The following is a 21,525-nucleotide window of genomic DNA, read 5'->3' as shown; positions in this document are numbered from 1 at the left end:
CAAAAAACCAGGCTGACCAATGAAGGTCAATACTGAATAGACACGTTGTTGATCGACGAAATGGATTTTCCTGACCTTTAAGTCAGAAAACCATTGACCGAAAAGTCAGACCTGCTAAATTCGGCTCAAGTCGGTTAACAACAATAATGAGTCTGCGAGGCCTTCCGTGATCCAGTTTTTACTTAACCAGGAACTCCGTAGCGAGCACGCCCTGGACCCGAATCTGACCGTGCTCAATTACCTGCGTGAACACGTGGGTAAATCCGGCACTAAAGAAGGTTGCGCCAGCGGTGACTGCGGCGCCTGCACCGTAGTGGTCGGCGAGTTGCAGACGGATGACGATGGCCGCGAACACATTCGCTATCGCAGCCTCAACTCGTGCCTGACCTTTGTCTCGTCGCTGCACGGCAAACAATTGATCAGCGTCGAAGACCTCAAGCACAAAGGTGAACTGCACAGCGTGCAGAAAGCCATGGTCGAGTGCCACGGCTCGCAGTGCGGTTTCTGCACTCCCGGCTTCGTCATGTCGCTGTTCGCCCTGCAAAAGAACAGCGATGCACCGGATCACGCCAAGGCCCACGAAGCGCTGGCCGGCAACCTCTGCCGCTGCACTGGCTACCGGCCGATTCTGGCGGCTGCCGAACAATCCTGCTGCGGCAAGCAACCGGATCAGTTCGATGCCCGCGAAGCGGACACCATTGCTCGTCTGAAAGCTATCGCTCCGACCGATATCGGCGAACTGAACAGCGGCGACAAGCGCTGCCTGGTGCCGCTGACTGTCGCCGATCTGGCTGACCTCTACGATGCTTACCCACAAGCGCGCCTGCTCGCCGGCGGTACCGATCTGGCGCTGGAAGTCACCCAGTTCCACCGCACCCTGCCGGTGATGATCTACGTCGGTAACGTCGCGGAAATGAAGCGCATCGAAACCTTCGATGACCGCATCGAAATCGGCGCCGCCACTGCCCTCTCCGACTGCTACGAAGCGTTGAACGCCGAGTACCCGGACTTTGGTGAACTGCTGCACCGCTTCGCGTCCCTGCAAATCCGCAACCAGGGCACCCTCGGCGGCAACATCGGCAACGCCTCGCCGATCGGTGACTCGCCACCTCTGCTGATCGCCCTCGGCGCGCAGGTTGTGCTGTGCAAAGGTGAAACCCGCCGCACCCTGAACCTCGACGATTACTTCATCGATTACAAAGTCACGGCCCGTCAGGAAAGTGAGTTCATCGAGAAGATCATCGTGCCCCGCGCCACGGCCGAGCAGTTGTTCCGCGCCTACAAAGTCTCCAAGCGTCTGGACGATGACATCTCCGCCGTCTGCGCCGCGTTCAACCTGCGCGTGGAAAACGGCGTGATCACCGATGCGCGTATGGCGTTCGGCGGCATGGCCGCGATCCCGAAACGCGCAGCCCACTGTGAAGCTGCGCTGATCGGTGCGCCGTTCAACAACGCTGTGGTCGAACGGGCCTGCGCCGCGCTGGCGGAAGATTTCACGCCGCTCTCGGACTTCCGCGCCAGCAAGGAATATCGCCTGCTCAGCGCGCAAAACCTGCTGCGTAAATACTTCATCGAACTGCAAACACCGCACATCGAGACTCGGGTGACCGCTTATGTCTAACCATCACGGCGTAGAAAAAACCCAAGCTGAACTGGCTGAATTGTTCGCCAAGGATCTGACCTCCGGTGTCGGCCGCAGCGTCAAGCACGACAGCGCCGCCAAGCACGTGTCCGGTGAAGCGCAGTACATCGATGACCGCCTGGAATTTCCCAACCAGTTGCACTTGTATGCACGCATGTCAGACCGCGCCCACGCGAAAATCATCAGCATCGACACTTCGCCGTGCTACGCCTTCGAAGGCGTGCGCATCGCCATCACCCACGAAGACGTGCCGGGCCTGAAAGACATCGGCCCGTTGATGCCGGGCGATCCGTTGCTGGCCATCGATGACGTGCAGTTCGTTGGTCAACCGGTGCTCGCCGTTGCGGCGAAAGATCTGGAAACCGCGCGCAAAGCGGCGATGGCCGCGATCATCGAATACGAAGACCTCGAACCTGTGCTCGACGTGGTCGAAGCCCTGCGCAAACGCCACTTCGTGCTCGACAGCCACACCCACCAGCGCGGCGATTCGGCCTCTGCGCTGGCGACCGCTGAACACCGTATTCAAGGCACGCTGCACATCGGCGGTCAGGAACACTTCTACCTGGAGACACAAATCTCCTCGGTAATGCCCACCGAAGACGGCGGCATGATCGTTTACTGCTCGACGCAGAACCCGACCGAAGTGCAAAAACTGGTCGCCGAAGTGCTCGACGTGTCGATGAACAAAATCGTCGTCGACATGCGCCGCATGGGCGGTGGTTTCGGTGGCAAGGAAACTCAGGCCGCCAGCCCGGCGTGCCTGTGCGCGGTGGTTGCGCACCTCACCGGTCAGCCGACCAAGATGCGCCTGCCACGCGTCGAAGACATGCTGATGACCGGCAAGCGTCACCCGTTCTACGTCGAATACGACGTTGGCTTCGACAGCACCGGGCGCCTGCACGGGATCAACATGGATCTGGCCGGCAACTGCGGCTGCTCGCCGGACTTGTCCGCCTCGATCGTTGACCGTGCGATGTTCCACTCGGACAACTCGTACTACCTCGGCGACGCGACCATCAACGGTCACCGCTGCAAAACCAACACCGCGTCGAACACCGCTTACCGTGGTTTCGGTGGCCCGCAAGGCATGGTCGCGATCGAAGAAGTGATGGACGCGATTGCCCGTCACTTGAACGTCGATCCGCTGTCGGTGCGCAAGGCCAACTACTACGGCAAGACCGAGCGCAACGTCACCCATTACTACCAGACCGTCGAGCACAACATGCTCGAGGAAATGACCGCCGAACTGGAAGAAAGCAGCCAGTACTACGAGCGTCGCGAAGCGATCCGTCGCTACAACGCCAACAGCCCGATCCTGAAAAAAGGCCTGGCGCTGACCCCGGTGAAATTCGGTATTTCCTTCACCGCGAGTTTCTTGAACCAGGCCGGCGCGCTGATCCACATCTACACCGATGGCAGCATCCATCTGAACCATGGCGGCACCGAAATGGGTCAGGGCCTGAACACCAAAGTTGCGCAGGTCGTGGCTGAAGTGTTCCAGGTGGAAATCGATCGCGTGCAGATCACCGCGACCAACACCGACAAAGTGCCGAACACCTCGCCGACTGCGGCGTCCAGCGGCGCTGACCTGAACGGTAAAGCGGCGCAGAACGCGGCAGAAATCATCAAGAAACGTCTGGTCGAATTCGCTGCGCGTCACTTCAAAGTCACTGAAGAAGACGTTGAATTCCACAACGGCCATGTGCGGGTTCGCGACCACATCCTGACCTTTGAAGCGCTGATCCAGCAGGCGTATTTCAATCAGGTCTCGCTGTCGAGCACCGGCTTCTACAAGACCCCGAAAATCTACTACGACCGCAGCCAGGCGCGCGGCCGTCCGTTCTACTACTTCGCCTTCGGCGCGGCGTGCTGCGAAGTGATCGTCGACACCCTGACCGGCGAGTACAAGATGCTGCGTACCGACATTCTTCACGACGTCGGTGCCTCGCTGAACCCGTCCATCGACATCGGTCAGGTCGAGGGTGGTTTCATTCAAGGCATGGGCTGGCTGACCATGGAAGAGCTGGTCTGGAACAACAAAGGCAAGCTGATGACCAACGGCCCGGCCAGCTACAAGATTCCGGCCGTGGCGGACATGCCGCTGGATCTGCGGGTGAAACTGGTGGAAAACCGCAAGAACCCGGAAGACACGGTGTTCCATTCCAAGGCTGTCGGTGAACCACCGTTCATGCTCGGGATTGCTTCGTGGTGTGCGATCAAGGATGCCGTGGCGAGCCTCGGCGATTACAAGCATCAGCCGCAGATTGATGCGCCGGCGACGCCGGAGCGGGTGTTGTGGGGTTGTGAGCAGATGCGGCAGTTGAAGGCGGTGAAAGCCGTCGAAGCTGAAACCGAGGTTGTTTGATGATCGTTCCCAAGCTCTGCGTGGGAATGCAGCCCGCGACGCTCTGCGTCGCATCCTGAACAGCGGACGCGGAGCGTCCAGTGATGCATTCCCACGCAGAGCGTGGGAACGATCTGAGAGGTGTGTATGTACAACTGGATCGACGCCCTCGCCGACCTGCAGAACCAGGGCGAACCCTGTGTGCTGGTGACGATCATCGAAGAACTCGGCTCGACGCCACGCAACGCCGGTTCGAAAATGGTCATCAGCGCTAACCAGAGTTTCGACACCATCGGTGGCGGGCATCTGGAATACAAAGCCATGCAGATCGCCCGCGACATGCTCGCCAGCGGTAAGCAGGACACCCATCTGGAGCGCTTCAGCCTCGGCGCGAGTCTTGGCCAGTGCTGCGGCGGCGCCACCGTGTTGCTGTTCGAACCGATGGGCCAGGTACAGGCGCAAATCGCCGTGTTCGGTGCCGGCCACGTTGGCCGCGCTTTGGTGCCACTGCTCGCCAGCCTGCCCTGCCGGGTGCGCTGGATCGATTCGCGCGATGCCGAATTCCCCGAACACATCCCCCACGGCGTGCGTAAAATCGTGTCCGAAGAACCCGTGGATGAAATCGATGACCTGCCCGCCGGCAGTTATTGCATCGTCATGACCCACAATCATCAGCTCGACCTTGAACTCACTGCCGCGATTCTCAAACGCAACGACTTCGCCTACTTCGGCCTGATTGGTTCGAAGACCAAACGCGCGAAGTTCGAACACCGTCTGCGTGATCGCGGTTTCGACAGTGGCGTCGTGCAACGCATGCGCTGCCCGATGGGCATCGGCGAAGTCAAAGGCAAACTGCCTGTGGAAATCGCCATCTCCATCGCCGGCGAAATCATCGCCACCTATAACGCCAACTTCGGCCAGCAGACTGCCAGCGCCGAACCGATTGCCAAACTGCTGCCGGTTTCGCGGCGCAGTCAGGCCGCCAAACTCAAAGCCTCAAACTGATTAGAGAACCCTCATGCCTCTGACTCGCAAAGCCTACCGCGCCGCCATCCTGCACAGCATTGCCGACCCCGCCGAAGTCGGGATCGAAGCCTCCTACGAGTATTTCGAGGATGGCCTGCTGGTGGTCGATGGCGGCAAGATCAGCGCCCTTGGCCACGCCAGTGATTTGCTGCCGACCCTGCCGGCGGACATCGAAATCACCCAATATCAGGACGCCCTGATCACCCCGGGCTTCATCGACACGCACATTCACTTGCCGCAAACCGGCATGGTCGGCGCCTACGGCGAACAACTGCTCGACTGGCTGAACACCTACACCTTCCCGTGCGAAAGCCAGTTCGGCGACAAGGCCCATGCTGATGACGTCGCCGACATTTTCATCAAGGAACTGCTGCGCAACGGCACCACCACCGCGCTGGTGTTCGGCAGCGTGCATCCGCAGTCGGTGAATTCGTTCTTTGAAAAGGCAGAGCAGCTCGATCTGCGCATGATCGCCGGCAAGGTGATGATGGACCGCAACGCGCCGGATTATCTGACCGATACCGCCGAATCCAGCTACGTCGAAAGCAAAGCGCTGATCGAGCGCTGGCACGGCAAGGGTCGCTTGCACTACGCGGTGACCCCGCGTTTCGCACCGACCAGCACCCCGGAGCAACTGACCCTCGCCGGGCAACTGCTGACTGAATACCCGGATCTGTACATGCAGACCCACATCAGCGAAAACCTCAAGGAAATCGAGTGGGTCAAGGAGCTGTTCCCGGAGCGCAAGGGCTACCTCGACGTTTACGACCATTACAAATTGCTCGGCGAGCGCTCGGTGTTCGCTCACGGCGTGCACTTGTGCGACGACGAATGCGCGCGTCTGGCGGAAACCGGCTCGGCGATCTCGTTCTGCCCGACGTCGAACTTCTTCTTGGGTAGCGGCCTGTTCAATCTGCCGATGGCCGAGAAGCACAAACTCAACGTCGGTCTGGGCACTGACGTCGGCGGCGGCACCAGTTTTTCGCTGCTGCAAACGCTGAACGAAGCGTACAAAGTGATGCAACTGCAAGGCGCGCGGTTGAGCCCGTTCAAGTCGCTGTATCTGGCGACGCTGGGTGGCGCACGGGCGCTGCGTCTGGAAGACAAGATCGGCAACCTGCAACCGGGTTCCGACGCTGACTTCCTGGTGCTGGACTACAACGCGACGCCGCTGCTGAGCTATCGCTTGAAGCAGGCCAACAACATTGCCGAGTCGTTGTTTGTGTTGATGACGCTGGGTGATGATCGTACGGTGCAGCAGACGTATGCGGCGGGTGCGCTGGTGCATCAGCGCTAATCCACCCTACTCCATGATCGTTCCCACGCTCTGCGTGGGAATGCAGCCCCGTGACGCTCCGCGTCACTGGACGCGGAGCGTCCCTAGAGGCATTCCCACGCGGAGCGTGGGAACGATCAGGCATAAAAAAATCCCCCGGTGGTGTTCACCCCGGGGGATTTTTATTGCCTGTCAGGACGATCAAAAGATCGCAACACGGCAGCTCCTACATTGGATCGCACGCTCCTGTACGAGCTGCCGAAGGCTGCGATCTTTAGATCTTTGCTGCAGGGCGCCCTGGCTTCTTGGTCTGCAACAAATGCGAGAACACCGCATGCAAATCATCCGACGCGCTTTCTTCGTCGAGGTTGAGCTTGCTGTCGATGTGATCCATGTGATGCATCATCAAACGCACCGCCAGATCGCCGTCGCGCTTTTCAATCGCGTCGATCAACTGGGTGTGTTCGTCGTAGGAACAGTGCGAACGGTTGCCGCTTTCATACTGGGCAATGATCAGCGACGTCTGCGACACCAGGCTGCGCTGGAAGCTGATCAACGGCGCGTTCATCGCCGCTTCCGCCAGTTTCAGGTGGAATTCGCCCGACAGACGAATACCGGCGCCGCGATCACCGCGCGAGAAGCTGTCGCGCTCATCGTTGACCATCTGCCGCAGCTCGGCGATCTGCTCGGCGGTGGCGTGTTGCACCGCCAGTTCAGTGATCGCGCGCTCGACCAAGCGACGGGCGAGGAACACCTGCCGCGCTTCTTCAACGCTCGGGCTGGCGACGACGGCGCCACGATTCGGCCGCAACAGCACGACGCCTTCATGGGCCAGACGCGACAGCGCACGGCGAATGATGGTGCGGCTGACCCCAAAGATTTCCCCCAGCGCTTCTTCGCTCAACTTGGTGCCGGGCGCCAGACGCTGTTCGAGGATGGCCTCGAAGATATGCGCGTAGACAATATCGTCCTGGGTTCCGCTGCGGCCGGCTTTGCCTGCTCGCGGTTGTTTCTTGAGGGGTTGCAACTGTTCGTTCATGGGCACTCGAGTCGGGAGAACTGCGGCGAATAGACCGTGACTGTAATACGGCACAGTAGGTCGCTGGCAAGTATCGCGTAAAAAACACCGCGATTGTACACAATGGATGGTGGCAACACGACTGTACGGCTGTTTGTGAGTTCGGCTGTATTGCAACGATCCGTTACGATTGAGTTTAGGCTTGATCCCGAAATCCGCCGCCCGTCTCTATCTCAATGTAGGAGCTGCCGAAGGCTGCGATCTTTTGATTTTGATTTTCTAGAAGAAAGATCAAAAGATCGCAGCCTTCGGCAGCTCCTACAGGGGAATACTATCTGTAGAAGGAACACCGCCGTCATGAACGACGCCACGCACACGCAACTGCGCCCTCTGGCCGACACGTCACCATCAGCGATCGTCGCCGGTTTCATCGCGATGATGACCGGCTACACCAGCTCCCTGGTGCTGATGTTCCAGGCCGGGCAAGCGGCGGGCCTGACCAGCGGGCAGATTTCTTCGTGGATCTGGGCGATTTCGATCGGCATGGCGGTGTGTTCGATCGGCCTGTCGCTGCGCTATCGCACGCCAATCACCATCGCCTGGTCGACACCCGGCGCGGCGTTGCTGATCACCAGCCTGGGCGGCGTCAGTTATGGCGAAGCCATCGGCGCCTACATCACTTGCGCCGTGCTGGTGACCATTTGTGGCCTGACCGGCAGCTTCGAACGGCTGGTAAAAAAGATCCCGGCATCCCTGGCGGCGGCGTTGTTGGCGGGGATTCTGTTCAAGATCGGCAGCGAAATCTTCGTCGCTGCGCAGCACCGCACGGGTTTGGTGCTGGGGATGTTTTTCACCTATTTAGTGGTCAAGCGCCTGTCGCCGCGTTATGCCGTGCTCGCTGCGCTGCTGATCGGCACCGCACTGTCGGGCTTCATGGGGCTGCTGGATTTCAGCGGTTTTCATCTGGAAGTGGCGACGCCCGTGTGGACGACGCCGCATTTCTCGCTGGCGGCGACCATCAGCATCGGCATCCCGCTGTTCGTCGTGGCGATGACCTCGCAGAACATGCCCGGCATCGCCGTTTTACGCGCCGATGGCTACACCGTCCCCGCCTCGCCACTGATCACCACCACCGGCATCGCCTCGCTGTTGCTGGCACCGTTTGGCTCCCACGGCATCAACCTCGCGGCGATCAGCGCGGCGATTTGCACCGGGCCGCACGCCCATGAAGATCGCAACAAGCGCTACACGGCAGCGGTGTGGTGCGGGATTTTCTACGGGATTGCCGGGGTGTTCGGCGCGACATTGGCGGCCTTGTTTGCAGCGTTGCCGAAAGAATTGGTGTTGTCGATTGCCGCGCTGGCGCTGTTCGGCTCGATCATCAATGGCTTGAGCATTGCCATGACCGAGGTGAAGGAGCGGGAAGCGGCGCTGATTACCTTTATGGTCACGGCGTCGGGGTTGACGCTGTTTTCTATCGGGTCGGCGTTTTGGGGGATTGTTGCGGGGGTTTTGACGCTGCTGATTTTGAACTGGCGCAAAGCTTAAAAGCAAAGATCGCAGCCTTCGGCAGCTCCTACAGGAGATCGCGCTCCCCTGTAGGAGCTGTCGAGTGAAACGAGGCTGCGATCTTTTGATCGACCAAAAAAAACGGCGACCCTCAGGTCGCCGTTTTTGTCAGTATCACTTAGCCGCGTTGATCGGCTTTTCCGGATACCAAACGTCCAGCAACGGGCTGACTTCATACTTGGTCAGCTCGGAGCGGGTTTTCAGCCAGGCTTCAACGGCAGCGCGCTGCTCTTCGTTGACCGAGCCACGCTTCTGCAGGCAAACCAGACCGAAGTCGTCGCCGCCAACATAACCCAGACCGTTGGCTTCCATGGCTTCTTTGATGAATGCTTCGAGGAAAGCGTCAATGGCTTCTTCGGACAAGTCTTCTTTGAAGTCCAGGTTCAGTTCGAAACCCAGCTCTTGAAATTCATCAACGCACAGTTTTTTGCGCAGACGCTGGGAACGGTTAGTCGCCATTGGAACAATCCTCTTAAGTAAATACGGCGGGCACTTTACCAGTTTCAGCAATCGTTTGCCCGCCTCTCTGGACACAGAGGCCGACCGCCTGTAAAAAAATCAACGAATCGCCACCCCGAGGAAGCCACAATCGGTTACACCTTGGGGCATAATGCCGACACTTTCGTGACCACTGAGGACCTTTTCATCCATGTCCTCGTCTTTTTCCCCTCGGCTGTAGGGTTTTATTTCATATGATCAAATCGTTGCGTCCACTGTTTCTCGCCGGCCTTCTTCTGCCTCTGGCCCTGCCTGTTTCCGCTGCCACCATCAATACTTCCCTCACCCCGAACGTCGAAAAAGCCCTCAAGGCAAGCAAATTGCAGCCTAGCGCCCTGTCGCTGGTGATGGTGCCGCTCGACGGCCCGGGCACGGCGACCGTGTTCAACGCCGACGTGTCGGTCAATCCGGCCTCGACCATGAAACTGGTGACCACCTACGCGGCGCTGGAAATGCTCGGCCCCAATCATCAGTGGAAAACCGAGTTCTACACCGACGGCACACTGAGCGGCGGCATTCTCAACGGCAACCTCTACCTCAAGGGTGGCGGCGATCCGAAGCTGAACATGGAAAAACTCTGGCTGCTGATGCGCGACCTGCGCGCCAACGGCGTGACGCAGATCACCGGTGATCTGGTGCTCGACCGCAACTTCTTTATCCAGCCGCAACTGCCGGAATTCAACGATGACGGCAATGACGAGAACAAACCGTTCCTGGTCAAGCCGGATTCGCTGCTGGTCAACCTCAAAGCCCTGCGCTTTGTCGCGCGCAATGACGGTGGCCGCGTACTGATCTCGGTCGAGCCGCCGATTGCCAGCATCCACATCGAAAACACCGTCAAAGCCCTGCCGTCGAAGCAATGCACCGGCGGCGTGCGCTACAACCCGGTGCCGCAAGCCGATGGCAGCGTGACCGTGACCGTTGGCGGCCAGTTGGGCGAAGGCTGCAGCTCGCAGACTTATCTGTCGCTGCTCGACCACGCGACTTACACCGCCGGCGCCGTGCGCGCGATCTGGAAAGAACTGGGCGGCAGCATTCAGGGCCGCGATCGCCTCGCGACCACGCCAAGCAACGCCAAACTGCTGGCTCGCGCTTACTCGCCGGATCTGGCCGAGATCATTCGCGACATCAACAAATACAGTAACAACACCATGGCCCAGCAGCTGTTCCTGAGCCTCGGCCAGAAATTCCGCAACGACGCCGACGGCGATGATGCCAAGGCTGGGCAACGCGTCGTCCGTCAGTGGCTGGCGAAGAAAGGCATCACCGCGCCGCACCTGGTGATGGAGAACGGCTCCGGTCTGTCCCGCGCTGAACGCGTCAGCGCCCGTGAAATGGCGAACATGCTGCAAGCCGCGTGGCACAGCCCGTATGCCGCTGAATACATCAGCTCGCTGCCGATCGCTGGCACCGACGGCACCATGCGTAAACGCCTGAAAACCACCGCAATGCGCGGCGAAGCGCACGTCAAGACCGGCACCTTGAACACCGTGCGGGCGATTGCCGGCTTCAGCCGCGACGTCAATGGCAATACCTGGGCGGTGGTGGCGATCCTCAACGACAAAGCCCCGTTTGGCGCCTCGTCGGTACTGGATCAGGTGCTGCTGGATCTGTATCGCCAGCCGAAGCTACCGCAGACTGCATCAGTGCTCTAAAAGCAAAAAAGCAAAAAAGTAAAAGATCGCAGCCTTCGGCAGCTCCTACAGGTGAACATGTAGGAGCTGCCGAAGGCTGCGATCTTTTGATCTTCTGTAGGAGCAAGGCTTTGGCGTTAGCTCATCTGCTCGACGCGATCGCGGCCGCCCTGTTTTGCCGCGTACACCCCGGAATCCGCACGTAGCAGCAGCGCATCCGCGCCCTCTCCCGTGCGCCAACTGGCGATGCCGAAACTCGCTGTGACTACGCCGACCACATCCACCGGCGCGCCCCGCAAGCCCTGCCACAGCTCAACCGCCAGCATGTGCGCATGTTCGCCGTCGATGTCCGGGCACAGCACCATGAATTCCTCGCCGCCCAAACGGCAGAACACATCGGTGCGCCGTAACCGGTGGCCAATGCGCTCGCACACCGCCTGCAAAACCCGATCGCCCACGGCATGCCCGTACTGGTCGTTGATGCGTTTGAAGTGGTCGATGTCGAGCATGATCACCGACAACTCGCCGCCGCCACGCTCGACCCGAGCCATTTCAGTGGTCAGGCGTTCCTGGAAATAACGACGGTTATGAATGCCGGTCAGCGAGTCCGTCACCGACAGCGCACGCAGTTCTTCCTCGACGCGTTTGAGGTCGGAAATGTCGGAAATATAGCCATGCCACAACACTCCACCGCCCGGCAGCTCTTCCGGCGTTGCCTCGCCGCGCACCCAACGCAGGCCGCGCTCGGGCAGTTGCACGCGGTATTCCTCGCGCCACGGGCTGAGGTTGTCCGCCGACTCACGGATCGAAGCGCGCACCCGCGTGGTGTCCTGCGGATGAATGCGGGTGAAGATCGCCTCGGCATTCAGTAGCAGAATATCCGGCTCCAGTTCGTAGATTTCACGAATGCCGTCACTGGCGTAAATCACGCTGAAGCGCCCGTCGAATTCCATCTTGAACTGGTAAATGCCGCCGGGGACGTGGGCGCTGAGCTTCTTCAGCAACACATCCCGTGCCGCCAGCGCCTCGTGCACACGCTTGCGCTCGGTGATGTCGATGCAGATAGCCAGATGCCCGACCCAAAGCCCCTGCTCGTCGAGCACCGGGGTGGCGAGCATGTTCACTGGCAGATGACTGCCATCGCTGCGCACCAACGTCCACTCGCGCGCTTCATGACCACCGACTTCGCCGCCCTCAACCAGCATCGCGTGGCAAGTCGGAATGCTTTTGCCGTAACGCGCGCTCAACTCCGCCGAACGTGTGGCGAGTTCTCGCGGCAGATGCAGGTTTTCCAGGGTCATGTGGCCGATAACGTCAGCGCTGCTGTAACCGAGCATTTGCTCGGCGCCGGGATTAAAGGTGCTGATCACCCCGCGCAGGTCGGTGGCGATGATTGCCACTTGTGTCGCCGCGTTAAGCACCCCGCGCAACTGACCATGGGTGCCGCGCAATTCCTGTTCGCTGGCGTGCAGCTCCTCGGTGCGTTGCTCGACCATGCGCACCGCGCGCTGACGCTGACTGACCAGCACATACAGCAGCGCACTGAGTAAAACACTCAACAGCCCACCGAGAATCACAATGCTGCCAACCGACGAATGGTTGGCCTGCATAAACGCTTCACTCGGCAGGATATCGACTTGATAGTCGTGATCGGCCATTCGCAACAGGCGAGTCGCAGACAAGTCACTCGGCGCCGGCTCATTGGTCGATTCGAACAACACTTCGTGCTGATCATTGGTCGACAGATCGAGAATGCGCACCGACAGATAGTCATGAAACGCGTCCGGCAAACCGTCGGCGAGCAGCTGGCGCATGCTGATCACCGCCGCGACATAACCGAACGACTGCTGCTCACCCTCGTGGACGACGGGAGCCACTAACAACACACCGCGTGCGTAGGACGGTTCGGTGCTGACCAGGTGCAACGGTTGCGACACCGCCAGATTGTTCAACTGATCGGCACGCATCAGCGTGTCACGGCGCATCGGTTGCGCGAGCAAGTCGTAACCCAAAGGCGAGCCGAGTCTGCTCTGGGTCTGGCTGTACAGCACCGGCACGTATTCATCGCGGGACGCAGCCAGTTGCAATTCGCCATGGACATTCAGTTCGCGAATGGTGAAATCGCCCAAGCCGTCATCCCGCACGCGCTGCTCAAACGCCGCGCGCTCGGCGCCACTGACCTTGAGGGCGAACGAATAGGCTTGAGTACGCAGTAACAGAGGTTGGGTGTAACCGTCGAATTCGGCGCGGGACACCGATTCAGAATTGGAGAAGAAACGACGCAGACCGTCGAGGCGTTGCTCTTGATCCTCGAAGCGTTCTTCGATGCGGCTGTAACGTTCATTGGTCAGCAGCTGAAATCGCTGACGCAATTGCTGGTGAAATTCATTGAGTGTGGCCCAGGCGAGCAGCCCCGTGAGAATCCCGCCGGCGAGCAATACCAGCAGCGCGACCAGCCAGGCCGAGACTTCTTCGCTGATAAAACCCAGTATCTTCGGGCGCACGGGGTGCAACGACATAAGGACAACTCACTACGCCAATGTTCCGGGAAAAACCCCTTGGCCATGGGTTGAGTTATAGCTATTAGCCATTAATTTGGCTAGCGCTGACTGGATCCAAGAGCCTTTAAAAATCAAGGCTCTGTGGATCCAGTCTGGCGAAGCGTCAACGAGCCGTTATTTTCCAGGCGCGGTGGATCTTGGTGTTGCGGGCGAAATCCGGATCAATGGTCTGTGCGCTGATTTCCTCGACCGCGTAACGCTCGGTCAGGTTCTCTTCCAACTGGAACTTGCGGAAGTTGTTGGAGAAGTACAACACGCCGCCCGGCGCCAGACGCGCCATGGCCAGGTCGATCAACTGCACCTGATCACGCTGCACGTCGAAGATGCCTTCCATGCGCTTGGAGTTGGAGAAGGTCGGCGGATCGATGAAGATCAGGTCGTACTCTTCACGGCAGCTTTCCAGCCAGACCATCACGTCGCCCTGCTCCAGACGGTTCTTGTCCGAGAAACCGTTCAGCGACAGGTTGCGGCGCGCCCAGTCGAGGTAGGTTTTCGACAGGTCGACGCTGGTGGTGCTGCGCGCGCCGCCCTTGGCTGCGTGCACGCTGGCGGTCGCGGTGTAGCAATACAGATTGAGGAAACGCTTGCCCTCGGCCTCTTTCTGAATGCGCATGCGGATTGGGCGGTGATCGAGGAACAGGCCGGTGTCGAGGTAGTCGGTGAGGTTGACCAGCAACTTCACGCCACCCTCGGTGACTTCATTGAACTTGCCCTGCGCGCTCTGACGCTCGTACTGCTTGGTGCCGCTCTGGCGCTCACGGCGTTTGACCACCACGCGGCTCTTGTCGACGTTCAGCGCCTGCGGAATCGCTGCCAGTGCGTCGAACATGCGCGCCGAGGCTTTTTCCGGATCGATCGACTTCGGCGCGGCGTATTCCTGCACGTGCACCCAGTCGTGATACAGATCGATCGCCATCGCGTACTCAGGCATGTCGGCATCGTAGACGCGGTAGCAATCGATGCCTTCGCGCTTGACCCACTTGCTCATCGCCTTGAGATTTTTTTGCAGACGGTTGGCAAACATCTGCCCGCCTTCGCTCAAGCGCGGCTGCTCGATCACCGGTGCCGGGGCTGGCGTCGGTTTGATCGGGTTGCCGTTCTTGTTGAACTTGCGCTCTTGCGGCTCATCCGGGGTTTGATCGTAAGCCGCTTGCTCGCGCTCGGCCTGACGCTGTTCCGGCGTACGACGCTCGCCAGTGACGAACTGATCCGGCACGACTTTGATCAACAGCAGCTTGCACGGCAGCGCGCCGTTCCAGAACGAATACTGTTTGTGGCTGCGGATGCCCATGCGCTTGCCGAGATCCGGCGCGCCGGTGAACACCGCTGCTTCCCAGTTCAGGCAAGCCTGACGCAGACGCTCGCCGAGGTTCTGGTAGAGGTACAACAGGCTGGCTTCGTCACCGAGACGCTCGCCGTACGGCGGGTTGCAGATGACCAGACCTTTCTGGTTCTGATCCGGACGCGGCTCGAAGGTCGCGACTTCGCCTTGGTAGATCTTGATCCACTCGCTCAGACCGGCACGCTCAACGTTGTTGCGGCCCGGTTGAATCAAACGTGGATCGGCTTCGTAACCGCGAATCCACAGCGGTGGCTTGGCCAGACCGGCAGCGGCGCGTTCAGCGGCTTCTTCATGCAGTTTTTTCCACAGCGCCGGCACGTGACCGAGCCAGGCAGTGAAACCCCACTGCTCACGACGCAGGTTCGGCGCCATATCGGCGGCGATCATCCCTGCTTCGACGAGGAACGTACCGACACCGCACATCGGGTCAGCCAGCGCGCCGCCTTCGGCCGCAATGCGTGGCCAGCCGGAACGGATCAGGATCGCCGCCGCGAGGTTTTCCTTCAGCGGCGCGGCGCCCTGCTGCAAGCGATAGCCGCGCTGGTGCAGGCTGTGGCCGGAGAGGTCGAGGGAGAGAATCGCTTCGCCGCGATCCAGGCGCAGGTGAATGCGCAGATCCGGATTGAGCTTGTCGATCGACGGACGGTCGCCCTGCGGCGTGCGCAGTTTGTCGACGATGGCATCTTTGACCTTCAGCGCGCCGAAGTGGGTGTTGTCGATGCCTGAGCCGTGACCGCTGAATTCAACGGCCAGAGTGCCGTCGCTGAGCATGTGATCCTGCCACTCGACGTCGAGGACGCCGTGGTACAGGTCTTCGGCGTCCTTCATCGGGAAGCGTTTGAGCACCAGCAACACGCGGTTAGCCAGACGCGACCAGAGGCACAGGCGATAAGCGGTTTCCATGGTCGCCATGCCACGCACGGCGGAGGTGTGCTCGCGTGCTTCTTCAAGGCCAAGCCCGACGGCTTCCTCGATGAGCAGGCCTTCAAGGCCTTTAGGGCAAGTGAGGAAGAGTTCGAAACTGTCGGACATGGTATTTCCAAAGCCTTTGGCTAGTGAATCGGCAACGCATTGCCGATCCGGTTTTCAATCAGGCGCTTTTCTAAAAGAACGCCCGCGTGGCACGAAGGTGTGCCGTTCCATCCCCGCTGCTCGGGTTAAAAGAGCTTAGATGCAAGGACAGATAAAAAAGTTGGAGTAACAAAAAGTCTTAAAGCGACCCTTCGTCGAATAGTACCCCAGCGCAAACGTGGGTCATTCTCACTAAAGAATTAAGCCCATTATCCAGCGCGGGGCCGATCATACCGGGGTTTGCTCAATAAACGTTCAATAAATACGCGGTTACTTATCGCTATAGCACCCTTTTCGTTACGTCCTTATGACAAAACGGTCATTCCATCGCTGTGACTCATTGGTTAGAACTGACCACAGGTTGACGTCGCAACGGCGTCAACACCTTGGCTCGCCACGCCGGCAGCGAGCCGCACCACGGCAGAGTTTTTTCTGCCAGACCTCGATTGAGGTCGACGCGACACAAACAGTCAACAAGTGAGGGCAACACCCTATGAGAAGACTTAAGCGTGATCCGTTGGAAAGAGCATTTTTGCGCGGATATCAATATGGCGTTGGTGGCAAATCCCGTGAGCTTTGCCCATTTACTCTACCGTCGGTACGTCAAGCCTGGATTAACGGCTGGCGAGAAGGACGCGGCGACAACTGGGACGGTATGACCGGCACTGCGGGAATCCATAGACTCAACGAACTTCACGCCGTCGGCTGACACAGGGCACTTACTCCGACACGACAATCTGAATTTGTAACGACTTACCATGCACGTCCTTCCCGGACGGCGGGCTACGGCCCAGGGGCTCCTTCGAGGAGCCCTTTTTTATGCCCGAAAACTCGACTGTCACCCACCTTTTGATTGGCGGGCAACTACCCCTGTAGGAGCTGCCGAAGGCTGCGATCTTTTGATCTTGTTTTTAGAATCAAGATCAAAAGATCGCAGCCTTCGGCAGCTCCTACATTGACCGGGTCGGGTCGGGTTATTTGCGCAGGGCGGCGATTGCGTCTACGGATTCACGGATCAGCGCCGGGCCCTTATAGATGAAGCCCGAGTAAATCTGCACCAGGCTCGCACCCGCGAGAATCTTCTCCGCCGCATGCTTGCCTTCGGTAATCCCGCCAGCAGCAATAATCGGCAACCGCCCAGCCAACTCGCCCGCCAGCACTTTCACCGTATTGGTGCTCTTCTCACGCACCGGAGCGCCAGACAAACCGCCCGCCTCGTCGCCATGTTCCATGCCTTCAACGCCGACACGGCTCAGGGTAGTGTTGGTCGCGATCACCGCATCCATCCCCGTGTCGATCAGCGCCTGCGCCACCTGCGCGGTTTCTTCGTCGGTCATGTCCGGCGCGATCTTGATCGCCAGCGGCACATGCTTGCCATGACGCAACGCCAGTTCGGCACGGCGCGTGGCCAGATCGGCGAGCAACTGCTTGAGCGAATCACCGAACTGCAAGCTGCGCAGGCCCGGGGTGTTCGGCGAGCTGACGTTGACGGTCACGTAGCTGGCGTGGGCGTAAACCTTGTCCAGGCAGATCAGGTAGTCGTCGACCGCACGCTCAACCGGCGTGTCGAAATTCTTGCCGATGTTGATGCCCAGCACGCCTTTGTATTTCGCCGCCGCCACGCGCGCCAGCAGGTTATCGACACCGAGGTTGTTGAACCCCATGCGATTGATGATCGCCTCGGCTTCCGGCAGACGGAAAATCCGAGGTTTCGGGTTGCCCGGCTGTGGACGCGGGGTCACGGTGCCGATTTCGACAAAACCGAAACCCAGTTGCGCGAAGCCATCGATGGCTGCGCCGTTCTTGTCCAGACCGGCCGCCAAACCCACCGGGTTGGGGAATTCCAGGCCCATGACGGTCACCGGGACTTTTGCCGGCGCCTTGCACAGCAAGCCGTTGAGGCCCAAACGTCCGCCCGCGCCGATCAGATCCAGCGACAGATCGTGGGAGGTTTCCGGGGAAAGTTTGAACAACATCTGACGGGCCAGGGTGTACATGGGCGGCTTTGACTCGGGCGGCGAAAAGAGGCGGCGATTATAGCCGGGCATCGCCCCACCGCGCGAGGCGCACGCGCAAATCGCGGCGAGTGGCATATGCCTTGCACCGGCATCGTTATCAGCTTGCAGGCCAATGGCGGCGTGCGGGCAAGGACAATGGCGTCGTCCCGGGTTTTGCCTGCGCAAAGTCCGCGGCGGCGTTTTTTTTCGAGGTAGCGTTGGATGAATGAACCTTCGGTAGGGCCGCTGGCCTGGGTCAACGGCAGCGATGCCCCGGAAAAGAGTGCAATCAACCTCGGCTTCATGGCCCTGAGCGATTGCGCCTCGGTGGTGGTCGCGGCCACGCAAGGCTTTGCTCAGCCTTACGGATTGACCCTGAACCTCAAGCGCCAGACCTCCTGGGCAGGATTGCGCGACAAACTGGTCAGCGGCGAACTCGATGCCGCGCACAGTTTGTACGGGCTGATTTACGCGGTGCACCTGGGCATCGGCGGTGTCGCGCCGACCGACATGGCCGTGCTGATGGGCCTCAATCAAAACGGCCAGAGCCTCAACCTCTCACACGGCTTGCAGAACCTCGGCGTGACCAGTCCTGACGCGCTGGATCGCCACGTGCACCAAAGCCGCGCAAAACTCACCTTCGCCCAGACCTTCCCCACCGGCACCCACGCGATGTGGCTTTATTACTGGCTGGCGAGTCAGGGCATTCATCCGCTGCAGGATGTCGACAGCGTGGTGGTGCCGCCACCGCAAATGGTCGCGCACTTGCAGGCCGGGCGCATCGACGGTTTTTGCGTCGGCGAACCGTGGGCCGCCAGCGCGGTACAGCAGGATCTCGGCTTCACCCTCGCCACCAGCCAGACCATCTGGCCCGATCACCCGGAAAAAGTCCTCGGCTGCACCCGCGAATTCGTCGAGCAGTATCCGAACACCGCGCGCGCGTTGGTGATGGCAATCCTTGAAGCCAGCCGTTTCATTGAAGAGAGCCCGGAAAACCGCCGCAGCACCGCGCAATTACTCTGCGCGCCGGAATATCTCGACGCGCCAGTGGCGTGCATCGAACCGCGTTTTCTCGGTGATTACGCCGATGGCCTCGGCAACCGCTGGCAGGATCCGCACGCGCTGCGTTTCCACGGCCATGGCGAGGTGAATTTGCCGTACTTGTCCGACGGTATGTGGTTCATGACCCAGTTCCGGCGTTGGGGTTTGCTGCGCGAGGATCCGGATTACCTGGCCGTCGCCCGTCAGGTTCAGCAGCTCGATCTGTATCGCGACGCTGCCACCGCAGTCGGTGTTGCCGCGTGGGGCACCGACATGCGCAGCAGCCAGTTGCTCGACGGCAAAATCTGGGACGGCAGCGACCCGGCCGCTTATGCGCGCAGCTTCAAACTGCACGCCATGAGCGACGACTCAGCCCTTCTCGCCCGCCGCTGACAGGAGACGCGAACATGTTGCGCATTCTGCTGATCAACGACACCGCGAAAAAAGTCGGGCGTCTGAAAGCGGCGCTGACCGAAGCGGGTTTTGAGGTCATCGACGAATCCGGCCTGACCATCGACCTGCCCGCGCGCGTCGAAACGGTGCGCCCGGACGTGATCCTGATCGATACCGAGTCACCGAGCCGCGATGTCATGGAACAAGTGGTGCTGGTCAGCCGCGACCAGCCACGGCCGATCGTGATGTTTACCGACGAGCATGATCCGGGAGTGATGCGTCAGGCGATCAAATCCGGGGTCAGTGCCTACATCGTCGAAGGCATTCACGCCCAGCGGTTGCAGCCGATTCTCGATGTGGCAATGGCAAGATTTGAGAGTGATCAGGCGTTGCGTGCGCAGTTGCAGGCGCGCGATCAGCAACTGGCGGAGCGCAAGCGTATCGAGCTGGCCAAGGGCTTGTTGATGAAGATGAAGGACTGCAATGAGGAAGAGGCGTACACGCTGATGCGGCGCCAGGCGATGAGCCGGCAGCAGAAGCTGATTCAAGTGGCCGAACAAATCATAGCCATGAGTGAGTTGCTCGGCTGAATCAAGATCAAAGGATCGCAGCCTTCAGCAGCTCCTACAGGAGACTGCATTCCCCCGTAGGAGCTGCCGAAGGCTGCGATCGTTTGATCCTTGGCACAAATCTCGCTATGTAAAACTCAAAGGTAACCAACGGCGGTTGCCCCACCCACGACAAAGACGTCGCTCACCCGTTCGCCCCACCCGGCGCAGCAGGTAGCGGCGTTTTTGCGTTTTGGCCCCACAGACCGGGGCCGGTGGTGCGGCCGTGCGGCGCCCCACCTGCTGTTGCATGACTCCTTTCGAGACTCTTTTCAGCTGAGGTGCGCGATGAATTCAAGCTTCTGGAAATCCGGCCACACCCCGACATTGTTCGCGGCCTTCCTCTATTTCGACCTGAGTTTCATGGTCTGGTATCTACTCGGGCCTTTGGCGGTGCAGATCGCCGCCGACCTGCACCTGACCACACAACAACGCGGCCTCGTCGTCGCCACGCCAATCCTCGCCGGTGCGGTACTGCGCTTCATCATGGGCATGCTCGCCGATCGACTGTCGCCGAAAACCGCCGGGCTGATTGGCCAGGTCATCGTCATCTGCGCACTGTTCGGGGCTTGGAAAATCGGCATCCACAGTTACGAACAAGCGCTGATCCTCGGCCTGTTCCTCGGCATGGCCGGCGCTTCGTTTGCCGTCGCCCTGCCGCTGGCCTCGCAATGGTACCCGCCGCAACATCAGGGCAAAGCCATGGGCATTGCTGGCGCGGGCAACTCCGGCACCGTGTTCGCCGCGCTGCTCGCACCGGTGCTCGCCGCCGCTTACGGCTGGAGCAATGTTTTCGGCTTCGCCCTGATCCCGCTGATCCTGACGCTGGTGCTGTTCGCCTGGCTGGCGAAAAACGCGCCGGAACGGCCAAAAGCCAAAGCCATGACCGACTACTTCAAAGCCCTCGGCGACCGCGACAGTTGGTGGTTCATGTTCTTCTACAGCGTCACCTTCGGCGGCTTTATCGGCTTGGCCAGCGCCCTGCCCGGCTATTTCAACGATCAATACGGTTTGAGCCCGGTGACCGCCGGTTACTACACCGCCGCTTGCGTGTTCGGCGGCAGTTTGATGCGTCCATTGGGTGGCGCACTGGCTGACCGTTTCGGCGGCATCCGCACTCTGTTGGCGATGTACACCGTTGCCGCCATCTGCATCGCAGCCGTCGGGTTCAACCTGCCAAGTTCCTACGCGGCGCTGGCCCTTTTCGTCTGCACCATGCTCGGTTTGGGGGCAGGCAACGGTGCGGTTTTCCAACTGGTGCCGCAGCGTTTTCGTCTGGAAATCGGCGTGATGACCGGGCTGATCGGCATGGCCGGCGGCATTGGTGGTTTCGCCTTGGCGGCGGGCATGGGTGCGATCAAGCAGAGCACCGGCAGTTATCAACTGGCGCTGTGGTTGTTCGCCAGCCTTGGCGTGTTGGCGTGGTTTGGCCTGCACGGCGTCAAGCGTCGCTGGAGGACCACATGGGGTTCGGCAGCGGTGACGGCGGCTCGGGTCTGAGGCGT

The 21,525-nt window shown here is 60.0% G+C and carries 15 protein-coding genes; 10 read left to right on the top strand and 5 right to left on the bottom strand.

Annotated features, from left to right (window positions below; translation table 11 throughout):
* The first annotated feature begins 166 nt into the window (after positions 1-166).
* The 4 genes from xdhA (at position 167) to guaD (ending at position 6,309) form a co-directional block, all read left to right on the top strand.
* Positions 167-1,621, top strand: a complete 1,455-nt coding sequence (gene xdhA / locus ACIOMO_RS10800) for a xanthine dehydrogenase small subunit (protein ID WP_159813700.1) — start codon at positions 167-169, stop codon at positions 1,619-1,621.
* The gene (xdhB, locus tag ACIOMO_RS10795; RefSeq protein ID WP_400754141.1) at positions 1,614-4,007 is read left to right on the top strand and encodes a xanthine dehydrogenase molybdopterin binding subunit; all 2,394 of its coding nucleotides are present in this window, start codon (positions 1,614-1,616) and stop codon (positions 4,005-4,007) included. The genes xdhA and xdhB overlap by 8 nt, the downstream gene beginning before the upstream one ends.
* Positions 4,008-4,133: 126 nt before the next feature.
* On the top strand, positions 4,134-4,991 hold the full coding sequence (gene xdhC, locus ACIOMO_RS10790) for a xanthine dehydrogenase accessory protein XdhC (protein WP_053118745.1): 858 nt from the start codon (positions 4,134-4,136) through the stop codon (positions 4,989-4,991).
* A 13-nt stretch (positions 4,992-5,004) separates the two neighbouring features.
* Positions 5,005-6,309, top strand: coding sequence for a guanine deaminase (guaD, locus tag ACIOMO_RS10785; RefSeq protein WP_159813696.1), 1,305 nt, complete (start codon positions 5,005-5,007; stop codon positions 6,307-6,309).
* A 253-nt stretch (positions 6,310-6,562) separates the two neighbouring features.
* Here the strand turns inward: guaD and ACIOMO_RS10780 are convergent, their stop codons facing one another.
* A complete protein-coding gene (locus ACIOMO_RS10780; protein ID WP_401240524.1) occupies positions 6,563-7,327 on the bottom strand; it encodes a GntR family transcriptional regulator in 765 nt (254 codons plus the stop codon).
* A gap of 336 nt (positions 7,328-7,663) precedes the next feature.
* Here ACIOMO_RS10780 and ACIOMO_RS10775 point away from each other — a divergent pair, with 336 nt between their 5' ends.
* Positions 7,664-8,854: a benzoate/H(+) symporter BenE family transporter gene (locus ACIOMO_RS10775; RefSeq protein ID WP_311886325.1), complete on the top strand. Its 1,191-nt coding sequence runs from the start codon at positions 7,664-7,666 to the stop codon at positions 8,852-8,854.
* A 135-nt stretch (positions 8,855-8,989) separates the two neighbouring features.
* Here ACIOMO_RS10775 and ACIOMO_RS10770 read toward each other — a convergent pair whose 3' ends face one another.
* Positions 8,990-9,334 (bottom strand): YggL family protein, encoded by a 345-nt coding sequence (locus ACIOMO_RS10770; RefSeq protein ID WP_007916365.1) that lies wholly within the window; start codon positions 9,332-9,334, stop codon positions 8,990-8,992.
* 233 nt (positions 9,335-9,567) lie between these two features.
* On the opposite strand from ACIOMO_RS10770, the gene dacB reads away from it, so the two are divergent.
* On the top strand, positions 9,568-11,028 hold the full coding sequence (dacB, locus tag ACIOMO_RS10765) for a D-alanyl-D-alanine carboxypeptidase/D-alanyl-D-alanine-endopeptidase (protein ID WP_053118738.1): 1,461 nt from the start codon (positions 9,568-9,570) through the stop codon (positions 11,026-11,028).
* Between the two features lie 116 nt (positions 11,029-11,144).
* On the opposite strand, the gene ACIOMO_RS10760 is transcribed toward dacB, so the two are convergent.
* A complete protein-coding gene (locus tag ACIOMO_RS10760; RefSeq protein WP_401240520.1) occupies positions 11,145-13,526 on the bottom strand; it encodes a diguanylate cyclase in 2,382 nt (793 codons plus the stop codon).
* A gap of 145 nt (positions 13,527-13,671) precedes the next feature.
* Entirely contained in the window at positions 13,672-15,942 is a 2,271-nt protein-coding gene (gene rlmKL, locus ACIOMO_RS10755) for a bifunctional 23S rRNA (guanine(2069)-N(7))-methyltransferase RlmK/23S rRNA (guanine(2445)-N(2))-methyltransferase RlmL (protein ID WP_053118734.1), read from the bottom strand.
* A gap of 532 nt (positions 15,943-16,474) precedes the next feature.
* Here rlmKL and rmf point away from each other — a divergent pair.
* On the top strand, positions 16,475-16,690 hold the full coding sequence (gene rmf / locus ACIOMO_RS10750) for a ribosome modulation factor (RefSeq protein WP_003223300.1): 216 nt from the start codon (positions 16,475-16,477) through the stop codon (positions 16,688-16,690).
* Positions 16,691-16,955: 265 nt separating this feature from the next.
* On the opposite strand, the gene ACIOMO_RS10745 is transcribed toward rmf, so the two are convergent.
* Positions 16,956-17,978 carry a quinone-dependent dihydroorotate dehydrogenase gene (locus ACIOMO_RS10745; RefSeq protein WP_212550392.1) on the bottom strand — a complete coding sequence of 341 codons (1,023 nt, stop codon included), beginning with the start codon at positions 17,976-17,978 and terminating at the stop codon, positions 16,956-16,958.
* 222 nt (positions 17,979-18,200) lie between these two features.
* Here ACIOMO_RS10745 and ACIOMO_RS10740 point away from each other — a divergent pair, with 222 nt between their 5' ends.
* The 3 genes from ACIOMO_RS10740 to ACIOMO_RS10730 all read left to right on the top strand — a co-directional run bounded on the left by ACIOMO_RS10740 (position 18,201) and on the right by ACIOMO_RS10730 (position 21,520).
* On the top strand, positions 18,201-19,412 hold the full coding sequence (locus tag ACIOMO_RS10740; RefSeq protein WP_401240515.1) for a CmpA/NrtA family ABC transporter substrate-binding protein: 1,212 nt from the start codon (positions 18,201-18,203) through the stop codon (positions 19,410-19,412).
* 14 nt (positions 19,413-19,426) lie between these two features.
* The gene (locus ACIOMO_RS10735; protein WP_007916390.1) at positions 19,427-20,002 is read left to right on the top strand and encodes an ANTAR domain-containing response regulator; all 576 of its coding nucleotides are present in this window, start codon (positions 19,427-19,429) and stop codon (positions 20,000-20,002) included.
* A gap of 306 nt (positions 20,003-20,308) precedes the next feature.
* A complete protein-coding gene (locus ACIOMO_RS10730) occupies positions 20,309-21,520 on the top strand; it encodes a NarK/NasA family nitrate transporter (RefSeq protein ID WP_053118728.1) in 1,212 nt (403 codons plus the stop codon).
* Positions 21,521-21,525: the final 5 nt, after the last annotated feature.

This window comes from Pseudomonas sp. NPDC087804, assembly GCF_044742965.1.
GTDB classification, from domain to species: domain Bacteria; phylum Pseudomonadota; class Gammaproteobacteria; order Pseudomonadales; family Pseudomonadaceae; genus Aquipseudomonas; species Aquipseudomonas rustica.
The sequence above is the reverse complement of the archived record's forward strand: the minus strand, read 5'-3'. Positions and strand labels throughout refer to the sequence as shown.